Source organism: Pseudomonas sp. CH61 (assembly GCF_059429415.1).
On the sequence record NZ_CM182098.1, the window covers coordinates 3,309,781 to 3,332,815 of the forward strand.

At 58.0% G+C, this 23,035-nt stretch carries 20 protein-coding genes; 8 read left to right on the forward strand and 12 right to left on the reverse strand.

What is annotated here, in order from left to right:
* The first annotated feature begins 35 nt into the window (after positions 1-35).
* From nuoM to AC5SEM_RS14800, 6 genes are all read left to right on the forward strand, one after another.
* The gene (gene nuoM, locus AC5SEM_RS14775; RefSeq protein WP_495470650.1) at positions 36-1,568 is read left to right on the forward strand and encodes an NADH-quinone oxidoreductase subunit M; all 1,533 of its coding nucleotides are present in this window, start codon (positions 36-38) and stop codon (positions 1,566-1,568) included.
* Between the two features lie 7 nt (positions 1,569-1,575).
* Positions 1,576-3,039, forward strand: coding sequence for an NADH-quinone oxidoreductase subunit NuoN (gene nuoN / locus AC5SEM_RS14780; RefSeq protein WP_007920173.1), 1,464 nt, complete (start codon positions 1,576-1,578; stop codon positions 3,037-3,039).
* 237 nt (positions 3,040-3,276) lie between these two features.
* Complete coding sequence (locus tag AC5SEM_RS14785; RefSeq protein ID WP_495470651.1) at positions 3,277-4,134, forward strand: hypothetical protein; 858 nt, start codon at positions 3,277-3,279, stop codon at positions 4,132-4,134.
* Positions 4,131-4,271: a hypothetical protein gene (locus AC5SEM_RS14790; protein ID WP_495470652.1), complete on the forward strand. Its 141-nt coding sequence runs from the start codon at positions 4,131-4,133 to the stop codon at positions 4,269-4,271. The genes AC5SEM_RS14785 and AC5SEM_RS14790 overlap by 4 nt, the downstream gene beginning before the upstream one ends.
* Before the next feature lie 187 nt (positions 4,272-4,458).
* Positions 4,459-4,716 (forward strand): hypothetical protein, encoded by a 258-nt coding sequence (locus tag AC5SEM_RS14795; protein WP_258380101.1) that lies wholly within the window; start codon positions 4,459-4,461, stop codon positions 4,714-4,716.
* A gap of 235 nt (positions 4,717-4,951) precedes the next feature.
* Positions 4,952-6,277 (forward strand): OprD family porin, encoded by a 1,326-nt coding sequence (locus AC5SEM_RS14800; protein WP_495470653.1) that lies wholly within the window; start codon positions 4,952-4,954, stop codon positions 6,275-6,277.
* A 557-nt stretch (positions 6,278-6,834) separates the two neighbouring features.
* On the opposite strand, the gene AC5SEM_RS14805 is transcribed toward AC5SEM_RS14800, so the two are convergent.
* From AC5SEM_RS14805 to AC5SEM_RS14830, 6 genes are all read right to left on the reverse strand, one after another.
* Positions 6,835-7,215, reverse strand: a complete 381-nt coding sequence (locus AC5SEM_RS14805) for a DUF6124 family protein (protein ID WP_495470654.1) — start codon at positions 7,213-7,215, stop codon at positions 6,835-6,837.
* 451 nt (positions 7,216-7,666) lie between these two features.
* On the reverse strand, positions 7,667-7,999 hold the full coding sequence (locus AC5SEM_RS14810; RefSeq protein WP_495470655.1) for a DUF2790 domain-containing protein: 333 nt from the start codon (positions 7,997-7,999) through the stop codon (positions 7,667-7,669).
* A gap of 78 nt (positions 8,000-8,077) precedes the next feature.
* Entirely contained in the window at positions 8,078-8,281 is a 204-nt protein-coding gene (locus tag AC5SEM_RS14815; RefSeq protein ID WP_495470656.1) for a co-regulatory protein PtrA N-terminal domain-containing protein, read from the reverse strand.
* Between the two features lie 212 nt (positions 8,282-8,493).
* Positions 8,494-11,643, reverse strand: coding sequence for a CusA/CzcA family heavy metal efflux RND transporter (locus AC5SEM_RS14820; RefSeq protein WP_495470657.1), 3,150 nt, complete (start codon positions 11,641-11,643; stop codon positions 8,494-8,496).
* Positions 11,644-11,658: 15 nt separating this feature from the next.
* Complete coding sequence (locus AC5SEM_RS14825; protein ID WP_495470658.1) at positions 11,659-12,852, reverse strand: efflux RND transporter periplasmic adaptor subunit; 1,194 nt, start codon at positions 12,850-12,852, stop codon at positions 11,659-11,661.
* A 49-nt stretch (positions 12,853-12,901) separates the two neighbouring features.
* Entirely contained in the window at positions 12,902-14,149 is a 1,248-nt protein-coding gene (locus tag AC5SEM_RS14830) for a TolC family protein (RefSeq protein ID WP_495470659.1), read from the reverse strand.
* A 535-nt stretch (positions 14,150-14,684) separates the two neighbouring features.
* On the opposite strand from AC5SEM_RS14830, the gene AC5SEM_RS14835 reads away from it, so the two are divergent.
* Complete coding sequence (locus tag AC5SEM_RS14835; protein ID WP_495470660.1) at positions 14,685-15,359, forward strand: heavy metal response regulator transcription factor; 675 nt, start codon at positions 14,685-14,687, stop codon at positions 15,357-15,359.
* Positions 15,356-16,789 carry a heavy metal sensor histidine kinase gene (locus tag AC5SEM_RS14840; RefSeq protein WP_495470661.1) on the forward strand — a complete coding sequence of 478 codons (1,434 nt, stop codon included), beginning with the start codon at positions 15,356-15,358 and terminating at the stop codon, positions 16,787-16,789. Before AC5SEM_RS14835 ends, AC5SEM_RS14840 begins: the two co-directional genes overlap by 4 nt.
* Positions 16,790-16,916: 127 nt before the next feature.
* On the opposite strand, the gene AC5SEM_RS14845 is transcribed toward AC5SEM_RS14840, so the two are convergent.
* The 6 genes from AC5SEM_RS14845 to AC5SEM_RS14870 are packed head-to-tail and all read right to left on the reverse strand — an operon-like array spanning position 16,917 to position 22,866.
* Positions 16,917-18,659, reverse strand: coding sequence for an ABC transporter substrate-binding protein (locus AC5SEM_RS14845; protein ID WP_064389298.1), 1,743 nt, complete (start codon positions 18,657-18,659; stop codon positions 16,917-16,919).
* Positions 18,660-18,706: 47 nt separating this feature from the next.
* Entirely contained in the window at positions 18,707-18,979 is a 273-nt protein-coding gene (locus AC5SEM_RS14850; RefSeq protein ID WP_007912485.1) for a DUF2160 domain-containing protein, read from the reverse strand.
* Positions 18,980-18,989: 10 nt separating this feature from the next.
* Positions 18,990-19,790 (reverse strand): carbohydrate ABC transporter permease, encoded by an 801-nt coding sequence (locus AC5SEM_RS14855; protein ID WP_090284391.1) that lies wholly within the window; start codon positions 19,788-19,790, stop codon positions 18,990-18,992.
* Positions 19,791-19,799: 9 nt separating this feature from the next.
* Complete coding sequence (locus tag AC5SEM_RS14860; protein WP_007912484.1) at positions 19,800-20,666, reverse strand: carbohydrate ABC transporter permease; 867 nt, start codon at positions 20,664-20,666, stop codon at positions 19,800-19,802.
* Complete coding sequence (locus tag AC5SEM_RS14865; RefSeq protein ID WP_495470662.1) at positions 20,663-21,772, reverse strand: ABC transporter ATP-binding protein; 1,110 nt, start codon at positions 21,770-21,772, stop codon at positions 20,663-20,665. The genes AC5SEM_RS14860 and AC5SEM_RS14865 overlap by 4 nt, the downstream gene beginning before the upstream one ends.
* Positions 21,772-22,866 carry an ABC transporter ATP-binding protein gene (locus tag AC5SEM_RS14870; protein WP_123594178.1) on the reverse strand — a complete coding sequence of 365 codons (1,095 nt, stop codon included), beginning with the start codon at positions 22,864-22,866 and terminating at the stop codon, positions 21,772-21,774. Before AC5SEM_RS14870 ends, AC5SEM_RS14865 begins: the two co-directional genes overlap by 1 nt.
* Positions 22,867-23,035 lie beyond the last annotated feature (169 nt).

Sequence of the window (23,035 nt, forward strand, 5' to 3'; positions counted from 1 at the left end):
AACCTTGCGAATTTGCGAAAGGAAACGAGCCCGTCATGATTCTGCCTTGGCTAATCCTGATCCCCTTCATCGGCGGCCTGCTGTGCTGGATGGGTGAGCGCTTCGGCGCTACCCTGCCCCGCTGGATTGCGCTGTTGACCATGACCCTGGAACTCGCCCTCGGCCTCTGGCTGTGGGCCCACGGTGACTATTCATTTGCGCCGGCGCCTGGCGCCGATCCGACTTGGGCGCTTGAGTTCAAGCATGTCTGGATCCAGCGCTTCGGCATCAACGTGCACCTGGCCCTCGACGGCCTGTCGCTGTTGATGATCCTGCTGACCGGCCTGCTGGGTATCCTCTCGGTACTCTGCTCGTGGAAAGAGATTCAACGTCACGTTGGCTTCTTCCACCTGAACCTGATGTGGATCCTGGGCGGCGTTGTCGGCGTGTTCCTCGCCCTCGACCTGTTCATGTTCTTCTTCTTCTGGGAAATGATGCTGGTGCCGATGTACTTCCTCATCGCGCTCTGGGGTCACAGTTCTTCGGACGGCAAGAAAACCCGGATCTATGCGGCGACCAAGTTCTTCATCTTCACTCAGGCTTCCGGCCTGATCATGCTGGTGGCGATCCTCGGTCTGGTGCTGGTCAACTTCAACAACACTGGCGTGATTACTTTCAACTACGCCGACCTGTTGAAAACCAAGATGTCGATGACCACCGAGTACATCCTGATGCTCGGCTTCTTCATCGCCTTCGCGGTCAAGCTGCCAGTGGTGCCGTTCCACTCGTGGTTGCCTGATGCCCACGCCCAGGCGCCGACTGCCGGTTCCGTCGACCTCGCCGGTATCTTGCTGAAAACCGCTGCCTACGGTCTGCTGCGTTTCGCTCTGCCGCTGTTCCCGAACGCTTCGGCCGAGTTTGCGCCGATCGCCATGACCCTCGGTCTGGTCGGGATCTTCTACGGTGCGTTCCTCGCTTTCGCACAAACCGACATCAAGCGTCTGATCGCCTTCTCGTCCGTTTCCCACATGGGTTTCGTGTTGATCGGCATCTACTCCGGCAGCCAACTGGCCCTGCAAGGTGCAGTGATCCAGATGCTCGCGCACGGTGTGTCGGCGGCGGCACTGTTTATCCTCAGCGGTCAGTTGTACGAGCGTCTGCACACTCGTGACATGCGTGAGATGGGCGGTGTGTGGTCGCGTATCGCTTACCTGCCGGCGATCAGCCTGTTCTTTGCAGCCGCGTCCCTGGGTCTGCCGGGTACCGGTAACTTTGTCGGTGAGTTCCTGATTCTGATCGGCTCCTTCGCAAGCTGGCCGTGGATCACTGCGATTGCCACCTCCGGTCTGGTGTTCGGTTCGGTCTACTCGCTGATCATGATCCACCGTGCCTACTTCGGTCCGTCGAAATCGGATTCGATCCTGCACGGTATGGACGCTCGCGAACTGATCATGGTGCTGGGCCTTGCGGTGCTGCTGATTTACCTCGGCGTCTACCCGCAACCGTTCCTCGACACGTCTGCCGCCACGATGCATGGCGTGCAGCAGTGGCTCGGCACCGCCTTCACTCAACTCGCTTCGGCCCGGTAAGAGCGCTATGGAATTCACGATTCAACACTTTATTGCGCTTGCGCCACTGTTGATCACCAGCCTCACCATTATCGTGGTGATGCTGGCAATCGCCTGGCGCCGCAACCACTCGCAGACCTTCCTGATCTCGGTCGCCGGTCTGAACCTGGCCTTGCTGTCGATCCTGCCAGCCCTGAAAGTCGCGCCTCTGGCCGTGACCCCATTGCTGCAAATCGACACCTTCGCTTGCCTGTACATGGCGCTGATCCTGGTCGCCACCCTCGCCTGCGTCACCCTCGCCCACGCCTATTTGGGTGATGGCGGTTCGGGTTACCCGGGCAACCGTGAAGAACTGTACTTGCTGATCCTGATGGCCGCCGCCGGTGGTCTGGTTCTGGTCAGCGCGCAGCACCTCGCCGGTTTGTTCATCGGCCTGGAACTGCTTTCGGTACCGGTTTACGGTCTGGTGGCTTACGCCTTCTTCAACAAGCGTTCGCTGGAAGCCGGCATCAAATACATGGTGCTGTCGGCCGCCGGTTCCGCGTTCCTGTTGTTCGGTATGGCGCTGCTGTACGCCGACTCGGGTTCGCTGAGCTTCGTTGGTATCGGTCAGGCCCTGGCTGCGACGGGCCTGCCTAGCTCGCTGGCTCAGTTGGGTCTGGGCATGATGCTGATCGGTCTGGCGTTCAAGCTGTCGCTGGTACCGTTCCACCTGTGGACGCCGGACGTTTACGAAGGTGCTCCGGCACCGGTGGCGGCGTTCCTTGCGACCGCTTCCAAGGTTGCGGTGTTTGCGGTGATGGTGCGTCTGTTCCAGATCTCCCCTGCTGCCAGCAGCGGCGTACTGAGCGACGTACTGACCGTCATCGCCATCGCCTCGATCCTGTTCGGTAACCTGTTGGCCCTGACCCAAAGCAACCTCAAGCGTCTGCTCGGTTACTCGTCCATCGCGCACTTCGGCTACCTGCTGATCGCCCTGGTGGCGAGCAAGGGTCTGGCAGTGGAAGCCATCGGCGTGTACCTGGTCACCTACGTGATCACCAGCCTCGGCGCCTTCGGCGTGATCACCCTGATGTCCTCGCCGTACAACGGCCGTGACGCGGATGCGCTGTACGAGTATCGCGGCCTGTTCTGGCGCCGTCCGTACCTGACCGCCGTCCTGACCGTGATGATGCTGTCGCTGGCCGGTATCCCGCTGACCGCAGGCTTCATCGGCAAGTTCTACATCATCGCTACCGGTGTTGAATCGCACCAATGGTGGCTGGTCGGTTCGCTGGTGCTGGGCAGCGCCATCGGCGTCTTCTACTACCTGCGCGTGATGGTCACCCTGTACCTGATCGAGCCAAACCTGCGTCGCCACGACGCCCAACTGCACTGGGAACAGAAGGCAGGCGGCGTGATGCTGCTGGCCATCGCCCTGGTCGCGTTCTTCCTGGGCGTGTACCCGCAGCCATTGCTGACCCTGGTTCAGCAGGCGGGTCTGGCGGGCTGATTGCTCCGTTAGCTACAAATGAAAACGGCACCTTCGGGTGCCGTTTTTGTTTTTGTGGGATCTTTTACTGATGCCCTGCCCTTCCTGCTGAAAGCCCAGAAAGCTCCCGCTCAATTATCGGTTTCGTCCTACAGTCCGCATCCGGCTGTTGGAGCTATTGTGTATGTGTGAGGCAACGCGAAAACTCGAAGGCACATTGAAAGTACTTGCCGACCAACAGGGCACAAGGAAACCATATTGAACACTGACAACATCCACACCACATATGAAAAAATGTATGCATACGAAGAAGAGATAAAAAACAGCATCTCGATAAAAACTCAAATAATTTTTACTGCGATATTTGCGCTAGCTTCTGCAACCATCTATCTAGCTCGTTTTTTGGATTTCACCTTCAACCCCGAAATCGCATACATCATTTCCTTTCTCGTAACTTTAACCCTGACAATCTCAACTATCTCTACATACTTCAACTTCAGAGCATTTAGCGGATCTGAATTCAACAGAATGCCATACGCAGAAAAAATAAAAGAGTATTACGACAGCCAAACACAATACAACATTGAACTTGGAAAATATAACTCACAGGTATCGCAGCACGAGCAAATACCTTTGATCGATCCTGACAAAGAGACCGCAAGCTTCATTTCAAACACCTACATCAGTTGTTCCACACACAATGCTTTAGTCAATGAAGAGCGATCACGATGGGTTTTCAAATCCATTTCAACTTTTCTGATGGCCTGCATTCCTCTTGCTATCGGTAGCTTGTTGTTTGTCCTTTTTGACATGGATACTTCCTCGCCCAGGAAAAACTTTGCAATAAAAGATACGTACGTGGGCGACCAAATATCCGACTTGAGAAAGCAGTTGCTGAATGACCCAAAAGCCGAAGGCGTAGCAGATCTGAAAAAAAGGACTATAATCCTTGAGAATTTACTTCTTGAAAAAGGGGCAGGGAAATTGAGCGAATCCAACAAGCCAACATTAAGTGAAAAAAAACCTTTGCCCCAAGCTCCTGTCAAACCGACTGCTCCATCTTCTAGAAGAACATATGACGATGTTAACGGCGGCACCAATAGGGATCAGAAATGAAAGCTACTAATGATCGGCCTAAGCCACAAAATGCGACAAGACCTACACCACCAGAGAAACCTTCTGCACCGGTTGTACGTCGTATCGTTAACGAAAAAGTTATCAATAGAAAAGAGATAGCTTTAGATAACAGATGACAACGCAACTAAAGCACTCTTGCCCTCGCAGAGCTTTATAAAAAGGCGGCACCTTCAGGTGCCGCCTTCGCGTTTGTAGGATTCAGTATCAGCAGACTGCGCCAGCGCGTCCAGATGATCGCTCGCTATGCTTTCTTGGTCTTCACACTCTCACCTTTTGAAGAATTTTCCTGCAAAGCATCGAGCAATGGCTGACATTCTGCAGAAGGTGATTGCGGTTAAATTTAAGGATCACCTATCAAGTGGAGATCCACGAATCATGAAGCGGGATATTTATTCAGAATTGATGGATGGTCTTGATGCGTTAGCCGAAGAACGCAAAGGCAAAATCACCTTGAAGAAGATCCGTGTAAAACGGATCGGCGCCATGAAGGGCAAACTCACACTTCCCGAAGAATTTGATGCATCTCTATCACACAATTTGCTGGATACCTTCGAACGATAAAAAGCCACATCTGCACTCATGCGACCTATCAGACTCACTCGCTCCCACAGGTTTGTGTGGCGTTCACTCAATCCATATAACCACATGACGAAATTGTAATTCCCTCATCACCTTGGCGTTATCCGCAGCTTGCAACGATGTCACCCGGCGACCAATGCCGGCGGGCCCTGCCCCGTCGAACAATAAAACCCACGCCGAAGCACGTTCCCGTTCTGCCGAACCCAAGGAGTGTTTGATGGTTAACCCTACAAAAATATCGATGGCCGCCTTAGCGGTGGTGGTCGGCGCCGGGCCGTCCATGGTGTTTGCTGAAGACAAGCCTGAAGGCTTTGTCGAAGGCAGCAGCCTGACGGTGCTCAACCGTAACTTCTACTTCAATCGTGATCATCGCAACGGCCAGTCCAACCCGACCGGCAACGGTTATTCCGAAGCCTGGGCGCACGCGGTGATAAGCAGGTTCGAATCCGGTTTTACTCAAGGCACCGTCGGGGTCGGGGTTGATGCGTTTGCGATGATCGGTCTGAAACTCGACAGCGGTGACGGGCGCAACGGTGGGCGCAGTTCGTTTGATGTGTTGCCGGTCAACAGTGACGGCGAGGCGCGGGACGAATACACCAAGGTCGGCGGCGCCGCGAAAATTCGGGCGTTCGATACGGTGATCAAGGTTGGCGATGTGTTCCCGGCCAATCCGGTGGTTGCGGCAGGTGACTCGCGCTTGCTGCCGGAAAGCTTTCGCGGAGTGACGGCGAGCAACACCAGCATTGAAGGTCTTTCGTTGCAGGGCGGTCGGTTGCATGCGATGAGCCAACCGGTGTCCAGCGACATGCGCGAGAACTTCGCCACGTTCTACGCAGGCCCGGTCAACTCGCCGTGGATCGCTTATGGCGGCGGCGATTATGCGCTGAACAAGCACCTCAGTTTCAGCCTGTATTCGAGTCGCCTGAAGGATGCGTGGAATCAGTATTACGCCGGCACTGCCTGGACGTATCCGCTGTCGGACGACCTATCGCTGTTCGGTGGTCTGAACTATTACAAGGCCATCGATGAGGGCAAACAACTGCTCGGCGAGTTCGACAACAACATCTGGAGCGGCCGTGTCGGCGTAAAACTCGGCGCCCATTCGGTCGCCCTGTCCCACCAACGCAATAACGGCAATGACGACTTCGATTACCTGCGCCAGTCCGACTCGATCTTCCTCGACAACTCGATCCAGTACAGCGACTTCAACTCGCCGAAAGAGCGTTCGTGGATGGTGCGTTATGACCTCGACATGAGCACCTATGGCGTACCGGGTCTGTCGTTCATGACCCGTTATGCGCGCGGCACCGACGCCGACTATTCCAACGCCAACGCGGTGTACATGCGCCGCGATGCCGAGGGCAATCCGCTGACCGATCAGAAGCGTTGGGAGCGCGATATCGAAGTCAAATACGTGGTGCAAAGCGGCTCGATGAAAGACCTGTCACTGCGCTTGCGCCAGGCCACAACCCGCGCCACGACGTTCGAGTCGGATCTGGATGAAGTGCGGGTGATTGTCGAGTATCCGCTGGCGATTCTCTGATTGCGCGGTTGATGCAAATTCACCTTTAGAAGCTCCTTGCTCCTTTGGTAAGAGGTGAATCTTTTGGCGTCCTTCGGGGCGCCTTTTTTTGCTCTGTGTTTTGCCGTGGTTATGTTTTTCAGGTTTAGGCCCGGCCCTCACCCTAGCCCTCTCCCAGAGGTAGAGGGGACTGACCGAGTTGGCTGTTGCAAATACATCGACCTGAAAAACCGAGGCGTACTCTGGTTTTGAATGGCTCGAAAGCCTGCTCCCTTTCCCCCTGGGTGAGAGGGGACTGACCGAGCTGGTTGTTGAAGATACATCGACCTGAAAAACCGGGGCGTACTCTGGTTTTGAATGGCTCGAAAGCCTGCTCCCTTTCCCCCTGGGTGAGAGGGGACTGACCGAGCTGGTTGTTGAAGTTATATCGACCTGAAAAACCGAGGCGTACTCTGGTTTTGAATGGCTTGAAGATCTGCTCCCTTTCCCCCTCGCCCCCTCGGGGGAGAGGGCTGGGGTGAGGGGGCAGGATTTTGAGGTCAACGCAAAAACAACGGATAAAACCCGGCCATTGATAGCTACGCGTTTGGATCTACGTTATCCAGCGCTTTGTTCACCGCTAATTCGCCAAGCATGACGACCTGCGCGATACCCAGCAGCGTCTTACGATGGGTGCCGCCCAACAGCGCGGCGAAGTCACCGAGCATCACCGTGGCCGAGGCCAGGGATTCGCTGGCGTTGGCCAGCAAGGATTCGGTGTCGGCTTTGGGGTTGACCAGGAACATCTGGTTGGGGATGTACGGTGCGGACATGATGGCGGCTGAGGGTTTGAGGTAGTAATCGAGGGCGCGGTCTGCGGCTTCGTGGAGTTTTCTAGTCTCAACGGAGGCGTAGGGGGATGTTGAGTTGGCGTCGGGGATTGCGTCTGCTTCGGGGGGATTTGGGGTTGGCTTTTTCATAAGGTTCATCTTCTGTTCTGAAAGTGGAGCTGGCCCATTCGGTTCCAATCGAAAGGGTGGCAGCTGTACGCAGGTTGGAACCCGGGGAACAGAAAACCCGACAGACTCGAAGTCTCCCGCGCACAGCTGCCATAACGAACTGCATACCATCAAAGGTGTGCAAGCATACGTCATGAAAAGTGCTTTCGCTTTCTGTAAAGCCACGGGGTTCCAATCCCGATCGCTGAATTGGCAGCGACCCACACAGGCTAGAGAGCGGACGTCCGACGGACAACCTGAAAACATTGTGGGAAGGTTCCGCGCTTCCCACACAACCTTTAAACATCACGAATTGAAATACAGAACGTGTAGGAGCTGCCGAAGGCTGCGATCTTTTGATTTTCAAGATCAAGATCAAAAGATCGCAGCCTTCGGCAGCTCCTACAGGGGACCGCGATTAGACGTTACAGATTCAGCTCCCGCCGTTTCGACACACGCCCATCACGTTGTACTTGATGGTGTTGAGCTGCCCCTTGGAATCCTCATAAGTCATGGCCGTTGGCACCACTTTGCACGCAGGCTGCGGCTTCACCACGCTCACCACCTTGACCACGTCCAGCTTCATTCCATATTCATAATCCTTCACCACCGGCGGCGCTTTGCCCTGGTTGGCGGCGTACTGTTCCATGGCCTTACTGTTGGCGCTAAGTGCGCGTTCGAAAGTGCGGTCACCGCCACCTTCAGCCAGCACATTCACCGACATCGCCATGACGCCGGCGAACACAATCCACTTGAGCATTTTCATATCCATTTCCTTCCCGTCCGGGCGTAAAAAAAGCCCGGCATCGATGCGCGATGAAGGGCTTGTTCAGGTGCAGCAGGCTTACAGATCGCGGGTCTTGTCGTCTTTCTTGTCAGTGACGACCACCGGGTTGCCGGCGGCTTTTTCCTTGGCGACGAACAACTCCATGGAGCGGTCGTTGCTGCTCATCATCCGCTCGAATGTGCGGTCGCCGCCGCCTTCGGCCAGGGCCACGGAAGAGATTGCCAACGCCACAACAAAAGCACCCATCTGTACGATTTTCATCTTTGATTCCTCGTTTAAGTAACTGACGGGATCAAGGTAACAATCCGAACCTATCGTGACGGTGGCGGGGAAATTACATATCCGTTATCTCCCGGATCAGTGCACGGAAACCCTGTGGGAGCGAGCCTGCTCGCGAAAGCGGTGGTTCAGTCACATCATTGTTGACTGACAGATCGTCTTCGCGAGCAGGCTCGCTCCCACAGGGGGATTAACTATTGAATTGGAACGGCGTCCTCATCCCGGCGATGGGCGAGTTGGTAGAGCGCCGGCAAGATCAGCAGCGTGAGGATCGTGGAGGACAGGATTCCGCCGATCACCACGGTTGCCAGTGGGCGTTGCACTTCAGCGCCGGTGCCGGTAGCCAGAGCCATCGGAATAAAGCCCAGCGACGCCACCAACGCCGTCATCAACACCGGCCGCAAACGCGTCAGCGCACCTTCGTGAATGGCATCGGACAGCGAACGCCCCTCCTCACGCAAATTACGAATAAACGCAATCATCACCAAGCCGTTCAACACCGCCACCCCGGACAACGCGATAAACCCGACCCCCGCCGAAATCGACAGCGGAATATCCCGCAGCCACAGCGCCATGACCCCACCGGTCAAGGCAAACGGAATCCCGGTAAACACCAGCAAGCCGTCCTTGAGATTGTTGAACATCATGAACAACAACCCGAACACCAGCAGCAACGCCACCGGCACGACAATCTGCAAGCGCTTGGCCGCCGATTGCAGTTGCTCGAACTGCCCGCCCCAACTGGTCCAGTAACCGGCCGGGACTTGCACATCACGCTCGATCACCTCGCCGGCCTCGCTGACGAATGAACCGATATCACGCCCACGCACGTTGGCGCTGACGATCACCAGACGCTTGCCGTTCTCGCGGCTGACCTGATTCGGCCCGAGCACCAGATCCAGACTGGCGACTTCTTGCAGCGCAATGAAACCGATCTGATTCGCCGAACCATTCACCGCAGGCACCGGAATCAGCAACGCCGACAGCCCATCGATGTCCTTGCGCATGGCATCGGACAAACGCACCACCATGTCGAAACGCCGGTCGCCCTCATACAACGTTCCGGCCTGCCGCCCGCCCACCGCGACCGCGATGGTGTCCTGCACATCACCGACGTTCAGCCCGTAACGCGCAGCCTTGTCGCGATCAATGTTGATGGTCAGTACCGGCAATCCGGTGGTTTGTTCGACCTTCACTTCCGAGGCGCCGTTAACCTTCTGCATCGCGGCGGCAATCTTCGCCGCTGTGGCATTGAGCACATCCATGTCATCGCCAAACACCTTCACTGCCACATCGCTACGCACACCAGAGATCAATTCGTTGAAGCGCAACTGGATCGGCTGCGAAAGTTCATAGTTGCTGCCCGGCAGCGTCGCGGCGGCCGCTTGCAGTTCCGCCATCAAGGTTTCACGGGACTTGCCCGGGTCCGGCCACTGCTCTTTCGGCTTGAGCATCACGTAGCTGTCGGAGATGTTCGGCGGCATCGGATCGGAAGCGATTTCGGCGGTGCCAGTGCGGGCAAACACGCGCTCGACTTCCGGCACCTTCGCCAAAATCAAGGTTTCCAAACGCTGCTGCATATCCACCGATTGCGTCAGGCTGGTGCCCGGTACACGCAACGCTTGCAGGGCAAAATCGCCCTCACTGAGGCTCGGCACAAATTCGCTGCCCATACGACTGGTGAGCACACCGCTGAGCACGATCACGCCCAACGCCACACCCACAGCGATTGCGCGATGGGACATCACCCACGCGAGCGCCGGCGCATAAACACGACGGGCGCCACGCATCACTGCGCCCTCTTCTTCCTTGACCTTGCCGGTCACGAACAGCGCAATCGCCGCCGGCACAAAGGTCACGGAAAGCAACATCGCGCCAAGCAAAGCGATGACCACAGTGAACGCCATCGGGTGGAACATTTTCCCTTCTACGCCGCTCAGGGCGAAAATCGGCAGGTACACGACCATGATGATCAACTGGCCGAAAATCAGCGGTCGTCGCGCCTCTTTCGCTGCGGCAAAGACTTCCTTGAAACGCTCGGCACGGGTCAACAATCGTCCGTGATGCTGCTGCGCATGGGCCAGTCGACGCAGGGTGTTTTCAACGATCACCACTGCGCCGTCGACGATGATGCCGAAGTCCAGCGCGCCGAGGCTCATCAGGTTGGCACTGACCTTGTTGCTGAACATCCCGGTGAAGGTGAACAGCATCGACAGCGGAATCACCATCGCGGTAATCAGCGCCGCGCGGATATTGCCGAGGAACAGGAACAGAATCGCGATGACCAGAATCGCGCCTTCGATCAGGTTCTTTTTCACCGTGGCAATGGCTTTGTCGACCAGGTGCGTACGGTCGTAAACCGGCACGGCGATCACCCCGACAGGCAGGGATTTATTGATCTGTTCAAGCTTGCTCGCGACTGCTTGCGACACCGTACGGCTGTTCTCGCCGATCAACATGAACACGGTGCCGAGCACCACTTCCCGCCCGTTTTCCGTGGCCGCGCCGCTGCGCAATTCACGGCCGATTTCCACGGTGGCGACGTTCTTCACGCGGATCGGCGTGCCGTCGACATTGGCCATGACGATGTTGGCGATGTCCTCGGTGCTCGCCACCTGGCCCGGCGCGCGGATCAGCAATTGTTCGCCGCTGCGCTCGATGTAACCGGCGCCGACGTTGGCGTTGTTACGCTCCAGCGCGGTGACCAGATCGGTGAGGGTCAGCTTGTACGCCGCCAGGCGTTTCGGGTCCGGCGCGATCTGATATTCCTTGGCAAAGCCACCGATGGTGTTGATCTCGGCGACACCGGGTACGTTGCGCAATTGCGGCTTGATGATCCAGTCCTGAATCACCCGCAGATCAGTCGGCGTGTACGGCGTGCCGTCGTCCTTCAGCGCGCCCTCCTTCGCCTCGACTGTCCACAAAAAGATCTCACCGAGACCGGTGGAAATCGGCCCCATCACCGCTTCCGCGCCTTCGGGCAATTGCTCCTTGGCGATCTGCAAACGCTCGTTGACCAACTGACGGGCGAAGAACAGGTCGGTGCCGTCCTTGAAGATCACCGTGACTTGCGACAGGCCCGAGCGCGACAGCGAACGGGTCTGCTCCAGTGCCGGCAAACCGGCCATCGCGGTTTCAATCGGGAAGGTGATGCGCTGCTCGGTTTCCAGCGGCGAGAACCCGGCGGCGCCGGTGTTGATCTGTACCTGGACGTTGGTGATGTCGGGCACGGCGTCGATCGGCAGTTTCTGATAACTGGCGATGCCGAGGCCGGCCATGAGCAGAACGGCGAGCAGCACGATGATGCGTTGCTCGATGGCAAACTGGATCAGGCGTTCGAACATGAGGACCTTCCAGAATTAATGACTGTGCTCGGCTGAGGCTTTGCCCAGCTCCGACTTGAGGACGAAGCTGCCGGCGCTGGCGACTTGCGCGCCCGGTTCCAGCCCTTGAGTGATTTCCACATGGCCGGCGGCGCGGCTGCCCAGTTCAACCGCGCGCGCTTCGAAGCCATCGTCGGTACGCACGAACACCGTAGGTTTGTCCTCGACGGTCTGGATCGCGGTTTCCGGTACGGCAACCTTCGCTTCGCGACTGTCGGTCGCCACCAGCGCAGTGACGAACAGACCGGGGCGCCATGAACCTTGTGGGTTTTCCAGGGTGACGCGTACGGTTGCCGTGCGGGTCTGTTCGCCGAGCAAACTGCCAACGTAAGCCACGCTGCCGACGACTTCCGCGTTCAATTCCGGGGCGCTGACGGTGACCGCTTTGCCCACTTGCACCTTGTTCAGATCCTTCGGCGAAACGCCGAACGTGACCCACACTCGCGACAGATCCGAGAGGGTGAACGCCGCCGTGGCCTCATCGACCACCTCGCCCGGCGTCAGGTGTTTTTCCACCACCACGCCATCGAACGGCGCGCGCAATTCATAGCGATTGCCGCCGGTGGCGACCACGCTGCCGCTGAGCACGCTGATCTTTTGCCGGGCATTGCTCACGGCGATTTCGGCCTCTTGCAGTGCCTGGCGCGCCTGGAGGAAATCCTGCTCGGCGGAGATCTTGTCCTGCCACAGCTTTTTCTCGCGCTCATAGGTGGTGCGCGCCAGGGCCAGGCGACGTTGCGCGGCGGCCTGCTCGCTGCGTTGATCGGAGATCTGCTGACTGGCGATCACCGCCAGTAACTGGCCCTTCTTCACCGTTTGCCCGAGGTTGACCGCCACCGCCTCGACCACACCTGGCACGCGCGGTACGACGTGGGCGGTGCGGTCTTCGTCGAAGCGCACTTCGCCGGGGAACGGCAGGCCGCGGCTGATGTTTTGCGGCTTTGCTTCGGCCAGTTGAATGCCGGCGGCAGTGATTTGCTCGGCACTCAATTTGATGTGGCCTTCTTCGCCATGTTCGCCTTCGGCAGCGGCGCCTTCTTCGGCGTGATCGGCGTGTTCAGCAGCCTCATCGGCGTGGGCGTCGATGCTTGAGTTGGCTGACCACTGCGAGCCTATGCCAATCCCCAACGCCAACGTCGCCACCGCGACAACCATCAGTTTTTTGTCCATGGAAACTCCTCTGCGCCATGCCATCGCGCAGTTGTCTGAAAAATGAAATTCAACGGCTGACGTTGAGGTCGCCAAAGATCCGTTCGATGCGTACGCGGGCGTCGGTGGCCTCGCTGACGGCCTGGATGTACTGGCTACGGGCGCTGATCAACGTGCGTTGCGCATCGAGTACATCGAGGAAGCCGAACTTGCCCATTTCGAAACCGCGGGTTGCGCTGTCGACCGCACTTTGCGCGGCGGGCAGGATGGTCTGGTTGAACGCGGTGACTTCGCCGTTGGCGGTCTGCCATTGCTCGAGACTGGTCTGGATTTCCGTGCGCAAGCGCAGCTCGGTGGCGTTGCGCAGATCCCGCGCCTGATCAGTTCGGCGCGCTGCGGCGAGCACGTTGCCCTGATTGCGGTTGAACAGTGGAATCGGCATCGACAGGCCGACCACGTTGACCCGCTCGCGCTCGGTTTCGCTGTACTGACTGCCGATGCTCACGGTGAGGTCGGGGATGCGCTGGGACTTTTCCAGGCCCAATGACGCTTCGCGCTGATCGATCTGCAACTTGGCCAGACGCAGTTCGGCGGTCTCGTTCAGACGCTCGAGCAATCTTGTCGGTGGAGGAACGGCCGGCATGCTTTGCGTGGGTGCCTGCACCTTGGTCGACGTCGGCAACGGCGCGCCCATGACTTGCGCCAATTGTTGGTACGCGGTGGCCTGATCACGCTCTGCCCGGCTCAATTCAAGGCGCACTTCCGAGCGCTGCACTTGCGCGCGCGTGCCTTCGACCGGTGACGATTTACCCGCCTCGATCCGTCCTTGCGCCACGCGCACACCGTGCTCGGCCAATTGCAGCGACTGGCGCGACAACTGCAAACGTTGCTGCGCGGTTTGCGCGCTGTTGAACGCCTGAATCACATCGGCACGCAAGGCATTGCGCTTGCGCTCCAGTTCGATGCCGGCAGCGTCCTGCGCGCGGCTGGCGACGTCGATGCGTGCGCCGCGTTTGCCGCCCAGTTCGATTGGCTGACTGAGCATTACCGTGGTTGTGCGCGAGTCGCGCCGAGTGTCTTCAGCCTCCCACGACACTTCAGGGTTAGGGATCAGCCCGGCCTGTTGCCGATCGCCTTGGGCGATGCCGATTTCCCATTGCGCGGCGGCCAGTTCCGGGTTGCCGGCGAAGGCACTTTGCAGGGCTTGGTCCAGCGTCAGGGTCGAAGCACTCGCCAGGCCGGCGCTGGCCAACAACACCAGGCCGCTGACTGTTTTTTTCAGGCGTGATTGCGCCGTCAGTTCTATTAAACCGGGCAATGGAAGACTTCCTTTATTCAAGAATCTCGGATGCCGCCACGGTAGGGTTTTGAACTTATCGACAAGGTGACTGGAACATTACAAATCCGTTATCCACGGTTTGCGGAAGTTGTTTTGTTCTAGGATGCGAAGTGCTGGCGGGGGTTGTTGCAATACATGGAAACAAATGCGCGTTAGTTATCTGCTGAATTGCACTTGCGTGAATCGAAGTCATGGGTTTTTTGTGGCTCTCGCTGCGACCGACTGTCGCAGAGCACTGGTTTAGAGCTTTTGATCGTTGACCTTGTAGCCACTACAACCTTTATCGTCCGGACTTCCCCTCACCCCAGCCCTCTCCCGGGGGAGAGGGAGCCGACCGAAGTGTCTGGCGTTATTTATCGACCTGTTACATCAAGTTGATTATGGATTCAGTAAATTTTTTCCACGTCGGCGTAGTTCTGAAATATCCCGCACTCAGTCCCCTCTTCCTCTGGGAGAGGGTTAGGGTGAGGGCCTTTTAAATTAAATACCCATTAAATAAAAGTGGTGATAGATCATGCGAATCCTTGTCGTCGAGGACGAGCTTAAAGCTGCCGAATACTTGCATCAGGGTTTGACCGAAAGTGGTTATGTTGTTGACCACGCGGCCACCGGTGCCGATGGCCTGCACCTGGCGCAACAACAAGCGTATGACCTGATTATTCTCGACGTGAATCTGCCGGAACTCGACGGTTTGGCCGTGCTGGAACAACTGCGTCGCACCCATTCGACGCGGGTAATGATGCTTACCGCGCGCGGGCGTCTGGTGGACAAGATTCGTGGCCTCGATCTGGGCGCCGACGACTATCTGGTCAAGCCGTTCGAGTTTCCCGAACTGCTGGCGCGGGTGCGTACGTTGATGCGCCGCAGCGAAAACTTTCCGGTGCCGCAGGTGTTGAAAGTCGCTGATCTGGAACTCGATCCGGGCCGCCATCGCGCGTTTCGTGGGGCGCAGCGTATTGACCTGACCACCAAGGAATTCGCCCTGCTGCACCTGCTGATGCGCCAGTCCGGCGAAGTACTGACCCGCACGCAGATCATCTCGCTGGTGTGGGACATGAATTTCGACTGCGACACCAACGTGGTCGAAGTGTCGATCCGCCGCTTGCGGGCGAAAATCGACGACCCGTTCGACAGCAAACTCATACACACCCTGCGCGGTGTCGGCTATGTGCTGGAGGCCCGGGAATGAAGCCCTCCAGCCTGTCGATGCGCCTCGGTTTGACGGTGAGTATTCTCGGCGCGCTGTTGGTCGTGTTCCTGGCGATCCTTGCCTATTTCGCGTTGACCCATGAACTCAATGCGCTGTCCCGCGACAGTCTCGAGAAGAAGATGGCGCAGGTCGAACACAGCTTGTCGCTGTACGTCGATGCCAATGAGATCAGCGGCAAGCCGCATATTTTGCTCGATCAGGTCATGGGCCATGACAACCTCACTTTGACGATTTATGACCGTTTGAATTTGCGTTCGCCGCTGCTCAAATCCGGTAGCGGTTTGACTGATCCACGAGTTGAATTGAAAGCGGTGCGGGCGACCACTGATCAACTGGCGTATTCCGACAGCCTGGATGCTGAAGGGGCGAAATTCCTCACCGTGTCCAAGCTGATTCGCCTCAAGGACGGCAACAGCGTGCCGGTGCTGCTGTCGATGGACAACGCCCATGATCAGGCTTTGCTCAGCGCGTATCTGCGCTCGACGCTGATTGCCTTGCCGTTGTTGCTGGTATTCATCGGCCTGACGGCCTGGGGCGCGGTGCAGCGGGGTTTGGCGCCGCTGCGCGAGTTTCGCAAAGTGGCGGCGATGGTCTCGACCCAGGACCTGGAACATCGATTGTCCGTGGTGAACATGCCGCAGGAATTGAGTGAACTGGCGCAGGGCATCAACTTCATGCTGCATCGGCTGGATGCCGGGGTGCAGCAGTTGTCGCAGTTTTCTGATGATCTGGCGCATGAGCTGCGCACGCCGATCAATAACCTGATGGGCAAGGCGCAGGTGACCTTGTCCCGCGAGCGCACGACCGAGGAATACAAGGACGTGCTGGTGTCGTGCACCGAGGAACTGGAGCGCGTGGCGCGGATTGTTTCGGACATGCTGTTTCTGGCGCAGGTCAGTCATCCGTCGGCGCTGGCACCGTTTGAAGCGGTGGCGCTGGAGGTTGAAGTGGCGAAAGTCGCCGAAATGTTTTCGTTGTCGGCGCAGGACAAGGAAATTCATTTGAATGTCATTGGCAGCGCACAGGTGATGGGCGATCGGTTGATGATTCAGCGGGCGATTTCCAATTTGCTGTCCAACGCACTGCGCCACTGCCCGAACGGGAAAACCGTGACGCTGCTGATTGAACAGAGTGCGACGCAGGCTTCCCTGCTGGTCAGTAACCCCGGCGCCGGGATTGAAGCGCAGCATTTGCCACATCTGTTCGACCGCTTCTACCGCGTCGACAGCAGCCGCTCACGCTCACAGGGCAGCACGGGGTTGGGGCTGGCGATCGTGCGCTCGATCATGAGCCTGCATCAGGGTGTGGCCGACGTGAAAAGCCTGCCCGGTGCGATGACCGTGTTCCGATTGGGTTTTCCTGCGGTGACACCAACGGCCCCATCGCGAGCAGGCTCACTCCTACAGTGATTTGCGGCGTACACGCATTAGTGAACGACACAACACCTGTAGGAGTGAGCCTGCTCGCGATTACGGTAGATCAGGCGCGAAAAAAAACGGCACCTTCCGGTGCCGTTCGCCTTTCACATTTCAGCTGTTATTTGCGCGCATCCGCCCACGATTTCAGCAGTTCGTTGTAGCTCACGGTCTCGCCCTTCGGCTTCTCGTTGGCCAGTTTCGGTTTCGGTGCGCCCGGCTGATCAAACCAGTACTGCGCGTCGCGCTCCGGATTCATCTTCGGTGCACAAACAGCTTGGGCCTTGGAGCGTTCCAGGCGCGTCATGATCGCGTCCTGGTCCTTGGCCAAACCATCCAGTGCCTGTTGCGGGGTCTTCTCGCCGCTGGCCGCTTCGGCGATGTGGCTCCACCACAGTTGCGCCAGACGCGGGTAGTCCGGCACGTTGGTCCCGGTCGGGGTCCATTGCACGCGGGCCGGGCTGCGGTAGAACTCGACCAGACCACCGAGCTTCGGCGCCAGATCGGTCATCGCCTGCGAGTTGATGTCCGACTCGCGAATCGGCGTCAGGCCGACGATGGTTTTCTTCAACGAGACAGTTTTCGAGGTCACAAACTGCGCATACAGCCAAGCCGCGAGTTTCTGCTTTTCAGGCGTGGATTTCATGAACGTCCAAGAGCCCACGTCCTGATAACCGAGCTTCATGCCCTCCTCCCAATACGGCCCGCGTGGCGATGGCGCCATTCGCCATTTCGGCGTGCCGTCGGCGTTGACCACCGGCAGGCCCGGTTTGGTCATGTCGGCGGTGAACGCGGTGTACCAGAAGATCTGCTGAGCGATATTGCCCTGCGACGGCACCGGACCGGACTCGGAGAAGGTCATGCCCGCCGCTTCCGGTGGCGCGTACTTCTTCAGCCAGTCGACATACTTGGTGGTGGCGAACACTGCCGCCGGGCCATTGGTGTCGCCGCCGCGAGTCACGCTGGAGCCGACCGGGTGGCAGTCCTCGACACGAATCCCCCACTCGTCCACCGGCAAGCCGTTGGGGATGCCTTTGTCACCGCCACCGGCCATGGAGAACCAGGCATCGGTGAAGCGCCAGCCCAGCGACGGATCTTTCTTGCCGTAGTCCATGTGCCCGTAAACGCGTTTGCCGTCGATCTCCTTGACGTCTTCGCTGAAGAATTTGGCGATGTCTTCATAGGCTGACCAGTTCACCGGCACGCCCAATTCGTAGCCGTACTTTTCCTTGAACTTGGCTTTCAGATCGGCGCGCTCGAACCAGTCAGCACGGAACCAGTAGAGGTTGGCGAATTGCTGGTCGGGCAGTTGATAGATCTTGCCGTCCGGCGCGGTGGTGAACGAGATGCCGATGAAGTCCTTGATATCGAGCGTTGGCGAGGTGAAGTTCTTGCCTTCGTTGGCCATCAGGTCGGTGATCGATTCGGTCTTGCCGTAGCGAAAGTGCGTACCGATCAGGTCCGAGTCGTTGACCCAGCCGTCATAGATATTCTTGTCGGACTGCATCACCGTCTGCATTTTCTCGACCACGTCGCCTTCTTGCAGCAGGTCGTGGGTGAGCTTGATCCCGGTGATTTCGCTGAACGCCTTGGCCAGCACTTTCGACTCGTATTCGTGGGTGGTCAGGGTCTCGGAAACGACCTTGATGTCCATGCCGCGAAACGGCTCGGCCGCCTTGATGAACCACTTCAATTCTTCGAGTTGCTGCTCGGCCGTCAGGGTCGACGGCTTGAATTCACTGCCGATCCATTTTTTCGCCGCGTCCTCGTAGGCATCGGCCCAGGCGGATGCGCTCAAACCGCTGAGTGCCAGCATGGCTGCCAATGAAATGCTATGTCGCAGCTTATTGTTTTTGTCGAACATAGAGACCTCCTGTTTAAGTTGTGGAGCCGCGTTGCCGAACGACTCGACTAGCCCCAACGCATCACAGCCAACAGCCACACCAGGGACAACGCGGACGCCACCCAGATGCTCCAGTCGGTGGCGCCGATCACCAGCAAATGCAGGTAGGCGCTGCCGAGAAGACCGATAAACAAACGATCACCACGGGTGGTGGCAATCGGCAGAAAACCTCGCCGCAGGATGCTCGGCGAACGCAATTCCCAAGTGGTCATACCGACCAGAATCAGGCCGATGACGATGAAGAATGCTGCGGTAGGCGTGGTCCAGCTCATCCATTCCATCATCAGCTCCTCAGACCCGACCAAGGGCAAAGCCCTTGGCCACGTGGTTGCGAACAAACCAGATCACCAGCATGCCCGGCAGAATGGTCAACACCCCCGCCGCTGCCAGCACACCCCAGTCGATACCCGAAGCGGACACCGTGCGTGTCATGACCGCCGCAATCGGCTTGGCGTTTACCGAGGTCAACGTGCGCGCGAGCAGCAGTTCGACCCAGGAAAACATGAAGCAGAAAAACGCCGTGACACCGATCCCTGAACCGATCAACGGAATGAAAATCTTCACGAAGAACTTGGGGAAACTGTAGCCGTCGATGTAGGCCGTTTCGTCGATTTCCTTGGGCACACCGGACATGAAACCTTCGAGAATCCACACCGCCAAGGGCACGTTGAACAGGCAATGCGCCAACGCCACGGCGATGTGCGTGTCGAACAGGCCAATCGACGAATACAACTGGAAGAACGGCAGCAAAAATACCGCTGGCGGCGCCATACGGTTAGTCAGCAGCCAGAAGAACAGGTGCTTGTCGCCGAGAAAACGGTAGCGCGAAAACGCATAGGCCGCCGGCAACGCCACGCTCAGCGAGATCACCGTGTTCAGGCTGACGTAATACAGCGAGTTCAGATAACCGGTGTACCAGCTCGGGTCGGTGAAGATCACCTTGTAGTTCGCCAGCGTAAAGGCCTGTGGGAAAAGCGTCAGGCCGCCGAGGATTTCGGTGTTGCTCTTGAACGACATGTTCAGCAGCCAATAGATCGGCACCAGCAGGAACAGGATGTATACCAGCAGCGGAATTAGCTTTCTTTTGCTCATGGCCGGGCCTCAGCGGTTGGCGTCGGAGTGCGTCATGGCGGTGTAGAACAGCCAGGACACCAACAGGATGATCAGGAAGTACACCAGCGAAAACGCCGCTGCCGGACCGAGGTCGAATTGCCCTACGGCCATCTGCGTCAACGTCTGACTCAAGAAGGTCGTGGCGTTACCCGGCCCGCCGCCGGTGAGCACGAACGGCTCGGTGTAGATCATGAAACTGTCCATGAAGCGCAGCATCACCGCGATCAGCAGCACGCTCTTCAGCTTGGGCAATTGAATATGCCTGAACACCGCCCACGCCGAGGCGCGGTCGATGCGCGCAGCCTGGTAATACACGTCGGGAATCGCGCGCAAACCAGAGAAACACAGCAGCGCCACCAGTGAAGTCCAGTGCCAGACGTCCATCACCAGCACCGTCACCCAGGCGTCCATGGTGTTGGCCGCATAGTTGTAACTGATGCCCATGGCGTTGAGGCTGGAACCAAGCAGACCAATGTCGGCACGGCCGAAGATCTGCCAAATGGTGCCGACCACGTTCCACGGAATCAGCAACGGAATCGCCAGAATGATCAGCACCACCGACGACCAACGACCCTTGGTCGGCATGGTCAAGGCGACGGCGATGCCCAGCGGAATCTCGATCAGCAACACACAGGCCGAATAGATGAACTGGCGCAGCAACGAGTCGTGCAGACGCGGATCGAGCAGCACTTGCTTGTACCAGTCAGCGCCGACAAAGTAGCGGCTGGACTGGTCGAAGATGTCCTGCACCGAATAATTGACCACGGTCATCATCGGGATCACCGCACTGAACGCCACCAGCAGAAACACCGGCAACACCAGCCACCAGGCCTTGTTGTTCTGCACCTTGTTCATGGCTGCACCTCGTCGTCGGCTTCGAGCAGAAACTCATCGGCATAGACCATCAGCCACTGCGCCGGAAAACTGATGTACGCGGTGCCCTGCGGTACCGGTTTGTCTTCGGCCAGGCGCACCTTCAGCGGCGCACCATCGAGGTCGAGGGTCATGATCTTGTAGGTGCCGAGGTCTTCGACGTGTACGACCCTGGCCTTCATCGCGTCATCAAACGGCTCGTCCCAGACATGAATAAACTCGGGACGGATGCCGACCTTCAGATTTTTCCACTGGCCGTGTTCGATATGTCGCTGCATCGCGTCAGACAGCGGCAGATGCGTCGAGGCGAAACCGACGCCGCCGGGTTGTGGCTGCACCTCGATCAAGTTCATGCCGGGGCTGCCGATGAAATAGCCGACAAAGGTATGGCTCGGCCGCTCGAACAGTTCCCGTGGCGTGCCGAACTGGACGATCTGGCCGCCGTACATCACCGCGATCTTGTCGGCGAAGGTCGAGGCCTCGAGTTGATCGTGGGTGACGTAGACCATGGTGATGTTGAACTGCTCGTGAATCTGTTTGAGCTTGCGTCGCAGCTTCCACTTCAGGTGCGGGTCGATCACTGTCAGCGGCTCGTCGAAGAGGATCGCTGAAACATCGTCACGGACCAGACCGCGGCCCATCGAGACTTTCTGTTTTTCGTCGGCGGTGAGGTTGCGCGCCTTCTTGCTCAGGAGGTTTTGCAGGTCGAGGACTTCGGCAATTTCCTGCACCTTGCTGTGCACTTTCGCCTCGGCCATGCCCTGATTGCGCAGGGGAAACGCGAGGTTATCGAACACGGTCATGGTGTCGTAAACCACCGGAAACTGGAAAACCTGGGCGATGTTGCGCTTCTCCGGCGTCAGGTCGTTGACCGCTTTGCCGTCGAACAACACGTGGCCCTGCGAGGGACTGAGCAAACCGGAAATGATGTTGAGCAAGGTCGACTTGCCGCAACCCGACGGCCCGAGCAAGGCGTAGGCGCCGCCCTGCTCCCAGACGTGATCCATCTCGCGGATCGCGTAGTCCTCGGCGCCGCTCGGGGTTTTGCTGTAGCTGTGGGCGAGGTGCTGCAAACGGATTTCGGCCATCAGGCAACCCTCGCGACACGCCGGCCCGGTGCTTGCACCAGACGGCCCTGCGCATCGAAAACGAACAGTTTGTGGGTCGGGATGTAAATGCGGATCGGCGCATCGACGTCGTATTCGTGAACGCCGGGCAGGTGCAGCACCAGCAGGAAATGCTCGTTGCGCACATGCAGGAAGGTTTCCGAACCGCTGATCTCGGCGACTTCGACGGTGACTGCCAGTTCGAGGTCGTCATCGTTGCTCGGCACCAGCGAGATATGGCTGGGGCGCACGCCAAAACGGAACTCGCCCTCGCCCACCGGACGCAGATCGACGTTTAACGGGAAGTGCACGAAATTGGCGAAACTGACTTCGTTACCGGCGATGCGCCCAGGCATCAGGTTGATCGGTGGTTCGGAGAACAATTCGGCGGCGAGCACGGTTTGCGGTTGGTGATACACCGAAGTTGACGCGCCGCTCTGAATCACTCGGCCTTCGTGAAGAATGGTCGTGGTGCCGCCGAGTGCCAGCGCTTCGTTGGGTTCGGTGGTGGCGTAGATCGCGATGGTGTGGCGCGCCTTGAACAGCTCGCGCATTTCCTGACGCAGTTCTTCGCGCAGTTTGTAGTCGAGGTTGACCAGCGGTTCATCGAAGAGGATCAACTCGGCATCCTTGACCAGCGCGCGCGCCATGGCGGTGCGCTGCTGTTGGCCGCCGGAGAGTTCCAGCGGATAGCGCTGCAGAAACTTCTCGATGCGCAGCATCTTCGCGGTTTCCTGCACTTTGCTGTGGATGATCTCTTTCGACACACCGGCCTGACGCAGTGGCGAGGCGATGTTCTCGAACACGGTCATGGTCGGGTAGTTGATGAACTGCTGATAGACCATCGACACGTTGCGCAGGCGCACCGGGCGTTGGGTGACGTCGACGCCGTTCATCAGGATGCGACCGCTGTCAGGCTTATCGAGCCCGGCCATTAAACGCATGAGGCTGGTTTTGCCGGACAGCGTGCGGCCGAGCAAAACGTTGAACGAACCGGGTTCGAATTTCAGGCACGCATCGTCGATCCAGGTCTGGCCCTCGACGGTACGGCTGACGTGCTCCAGGGTGAGTGACATGGCTCGGCCTTTTTATTATTGGAGTCAAGCGACCTGTGCACGGGAGCGAGTTTCGTGCCAGAAATGGCAAGTGGTTGATTTGTCGTGAAAATCGTTGAATGCGTGGGGATTGAGCGTTCATTGCTGAACACATTTGAACAATCGGGCGATTGACAATGAACAATAGTGA

What these genes read in the sequence shown, in the direction of transcription:
- AC5SEM_RS14855 (WP_090284391.1), bottom strand. Translation starts at nt 19,790, where the DNA reads ATGAGCAAAAGAAAGCTAATTCCGCTGCTGGTATACATCCTGTTCCTG.
- AC5SEM_RS14790 (WP_495470652.1), top strand. Translation starts at nt 4,131, where the DNA reads ATGAAAGCTACTAATGATCGGCCTAAGCCACAAAATGCGACAAGACCT.
- AC5SEM_RS14815 (WP_495470656.1), bottom strand. Translation starts at nt 8,281, where the DNA reads ATGAAAATCGTACAGATGGGTGCTTTTGTTGTGGCGTTGGCAATCTCT.
- AC5SEM_RS14810 (WP_495470655.1), bottom strand. Translation starts at nt 7,999, where the DNA reads ATGAAAATGCTCAAGTGGATTGTGTTCGCCGGCGTCATGGCGATGTCG.
- nuoM (WP_495470650.1), top strand. Translation starts at nt 36, where the DNA reads ATGATTCTGCCTTGGCTAATCCTGATCCCCTTCATCGGCGGCCTGCTG.
- AC5SEM_RS14845 (WP_064389298.1), bottom strand. Translation starts at nt 18,659, where the DNA reads ATGTTCGACAAAAACAATAAGCTGCGACATAGCATTTCATTGGCAGCC.
- AC5SEM_RS14795 (WP_258380101.1), top strand. Translation starts at nt 4,459, where the DNA reads ATGGCTGACATTCTGCAGAAGGTGATTGCGGTTAAATTTAAGGATCAC.
- AC5SEM_RS14825 (WP_495470658.1), bottom strand. Translation starts at nt 12,852, where the DNA reads ATGGACAAAAAACTGATGGTTGTCGCGGTGGCGACGTTGGCGTTGGGG.
- AC5SEM_RS14805 (WP_495470654.1), bottom strand. Translation starts at nt 7,215, where the DNA reads ATGAAAAAGCCAACCCCAAATCCCCCCGAAGCAGACGCAATCCCCGAC.
- AC5SEM_RS14820 (WP_495470657.1), bottom strand. Translation starts at nt 11,643, where the DNA reads ATGTTCGAACGCCTGATCCAGTTTGCCATCGAGCAACGCATCATCGTG.
- AC5SEM_RS14840 (WP_495470661.1), top strand. Translation starts at nt 15,356, where the DNA reads ATGAAGCCCTCCAGCCTGTCGATGCGCCTCGGTTTGACGGTGAGTATT.
- nuoN (WP_007920173.1), top strand. Translation starts at nt 1,576, where the DNA reads ATGGAATTCACGATTCAACACTTTATTGCGCTTGCGCCACTGTTGATC.
- AC5SEM_RS14850 (WP_007912485.1), bottom strand. Translation starts at nt 18,979, where the DNA reads ATGGAATGGATGAGCTGGACCACGCCTACCGCAGCATTCTTCATCGTC.
- AC5SEM_RS14860 (WP_007912484.1), bottom strand. Translation starts at nt 20,666, where the DNA reads ATGAACAAGGTGCAGAACAACAAGGCCTGGTGGCTGGTGTTGCCGGTG.
- AC5SEM_RS14870 (WP_123594178.1), bottom strand. Translation starts at nt 22,866, where the DNA reads ATGTCACTCACCCTGGAGCACGTCAGCCGTACCGTCGAGGGCCAGACC.
- AC5SEM_RS14835 (WP_495470660.1), top strand. Translation starts at nt 14,685, where the DNA reads ATGCGAATCCTTGTCGTCGAGGACGAGCTTAAAGCTGCCGAATACTTG.
- AC5SEM_RS14865 (WP_495470662.1), bottom strand. Translation starts at nt 21,772, where the DNA reads ATGGCCGAAATCCGTTTGCAGCACCTCGCCCACAGCTACAGCAAAACC.
- AC5SEM_RS14800 (WP_495470653.1), top strand. Translation starts at nt 4,952, where the DNA reads ATGGTTAACCCTACAAAAATATCGATGGCCGCCTTAGCGGTGGTGGTC.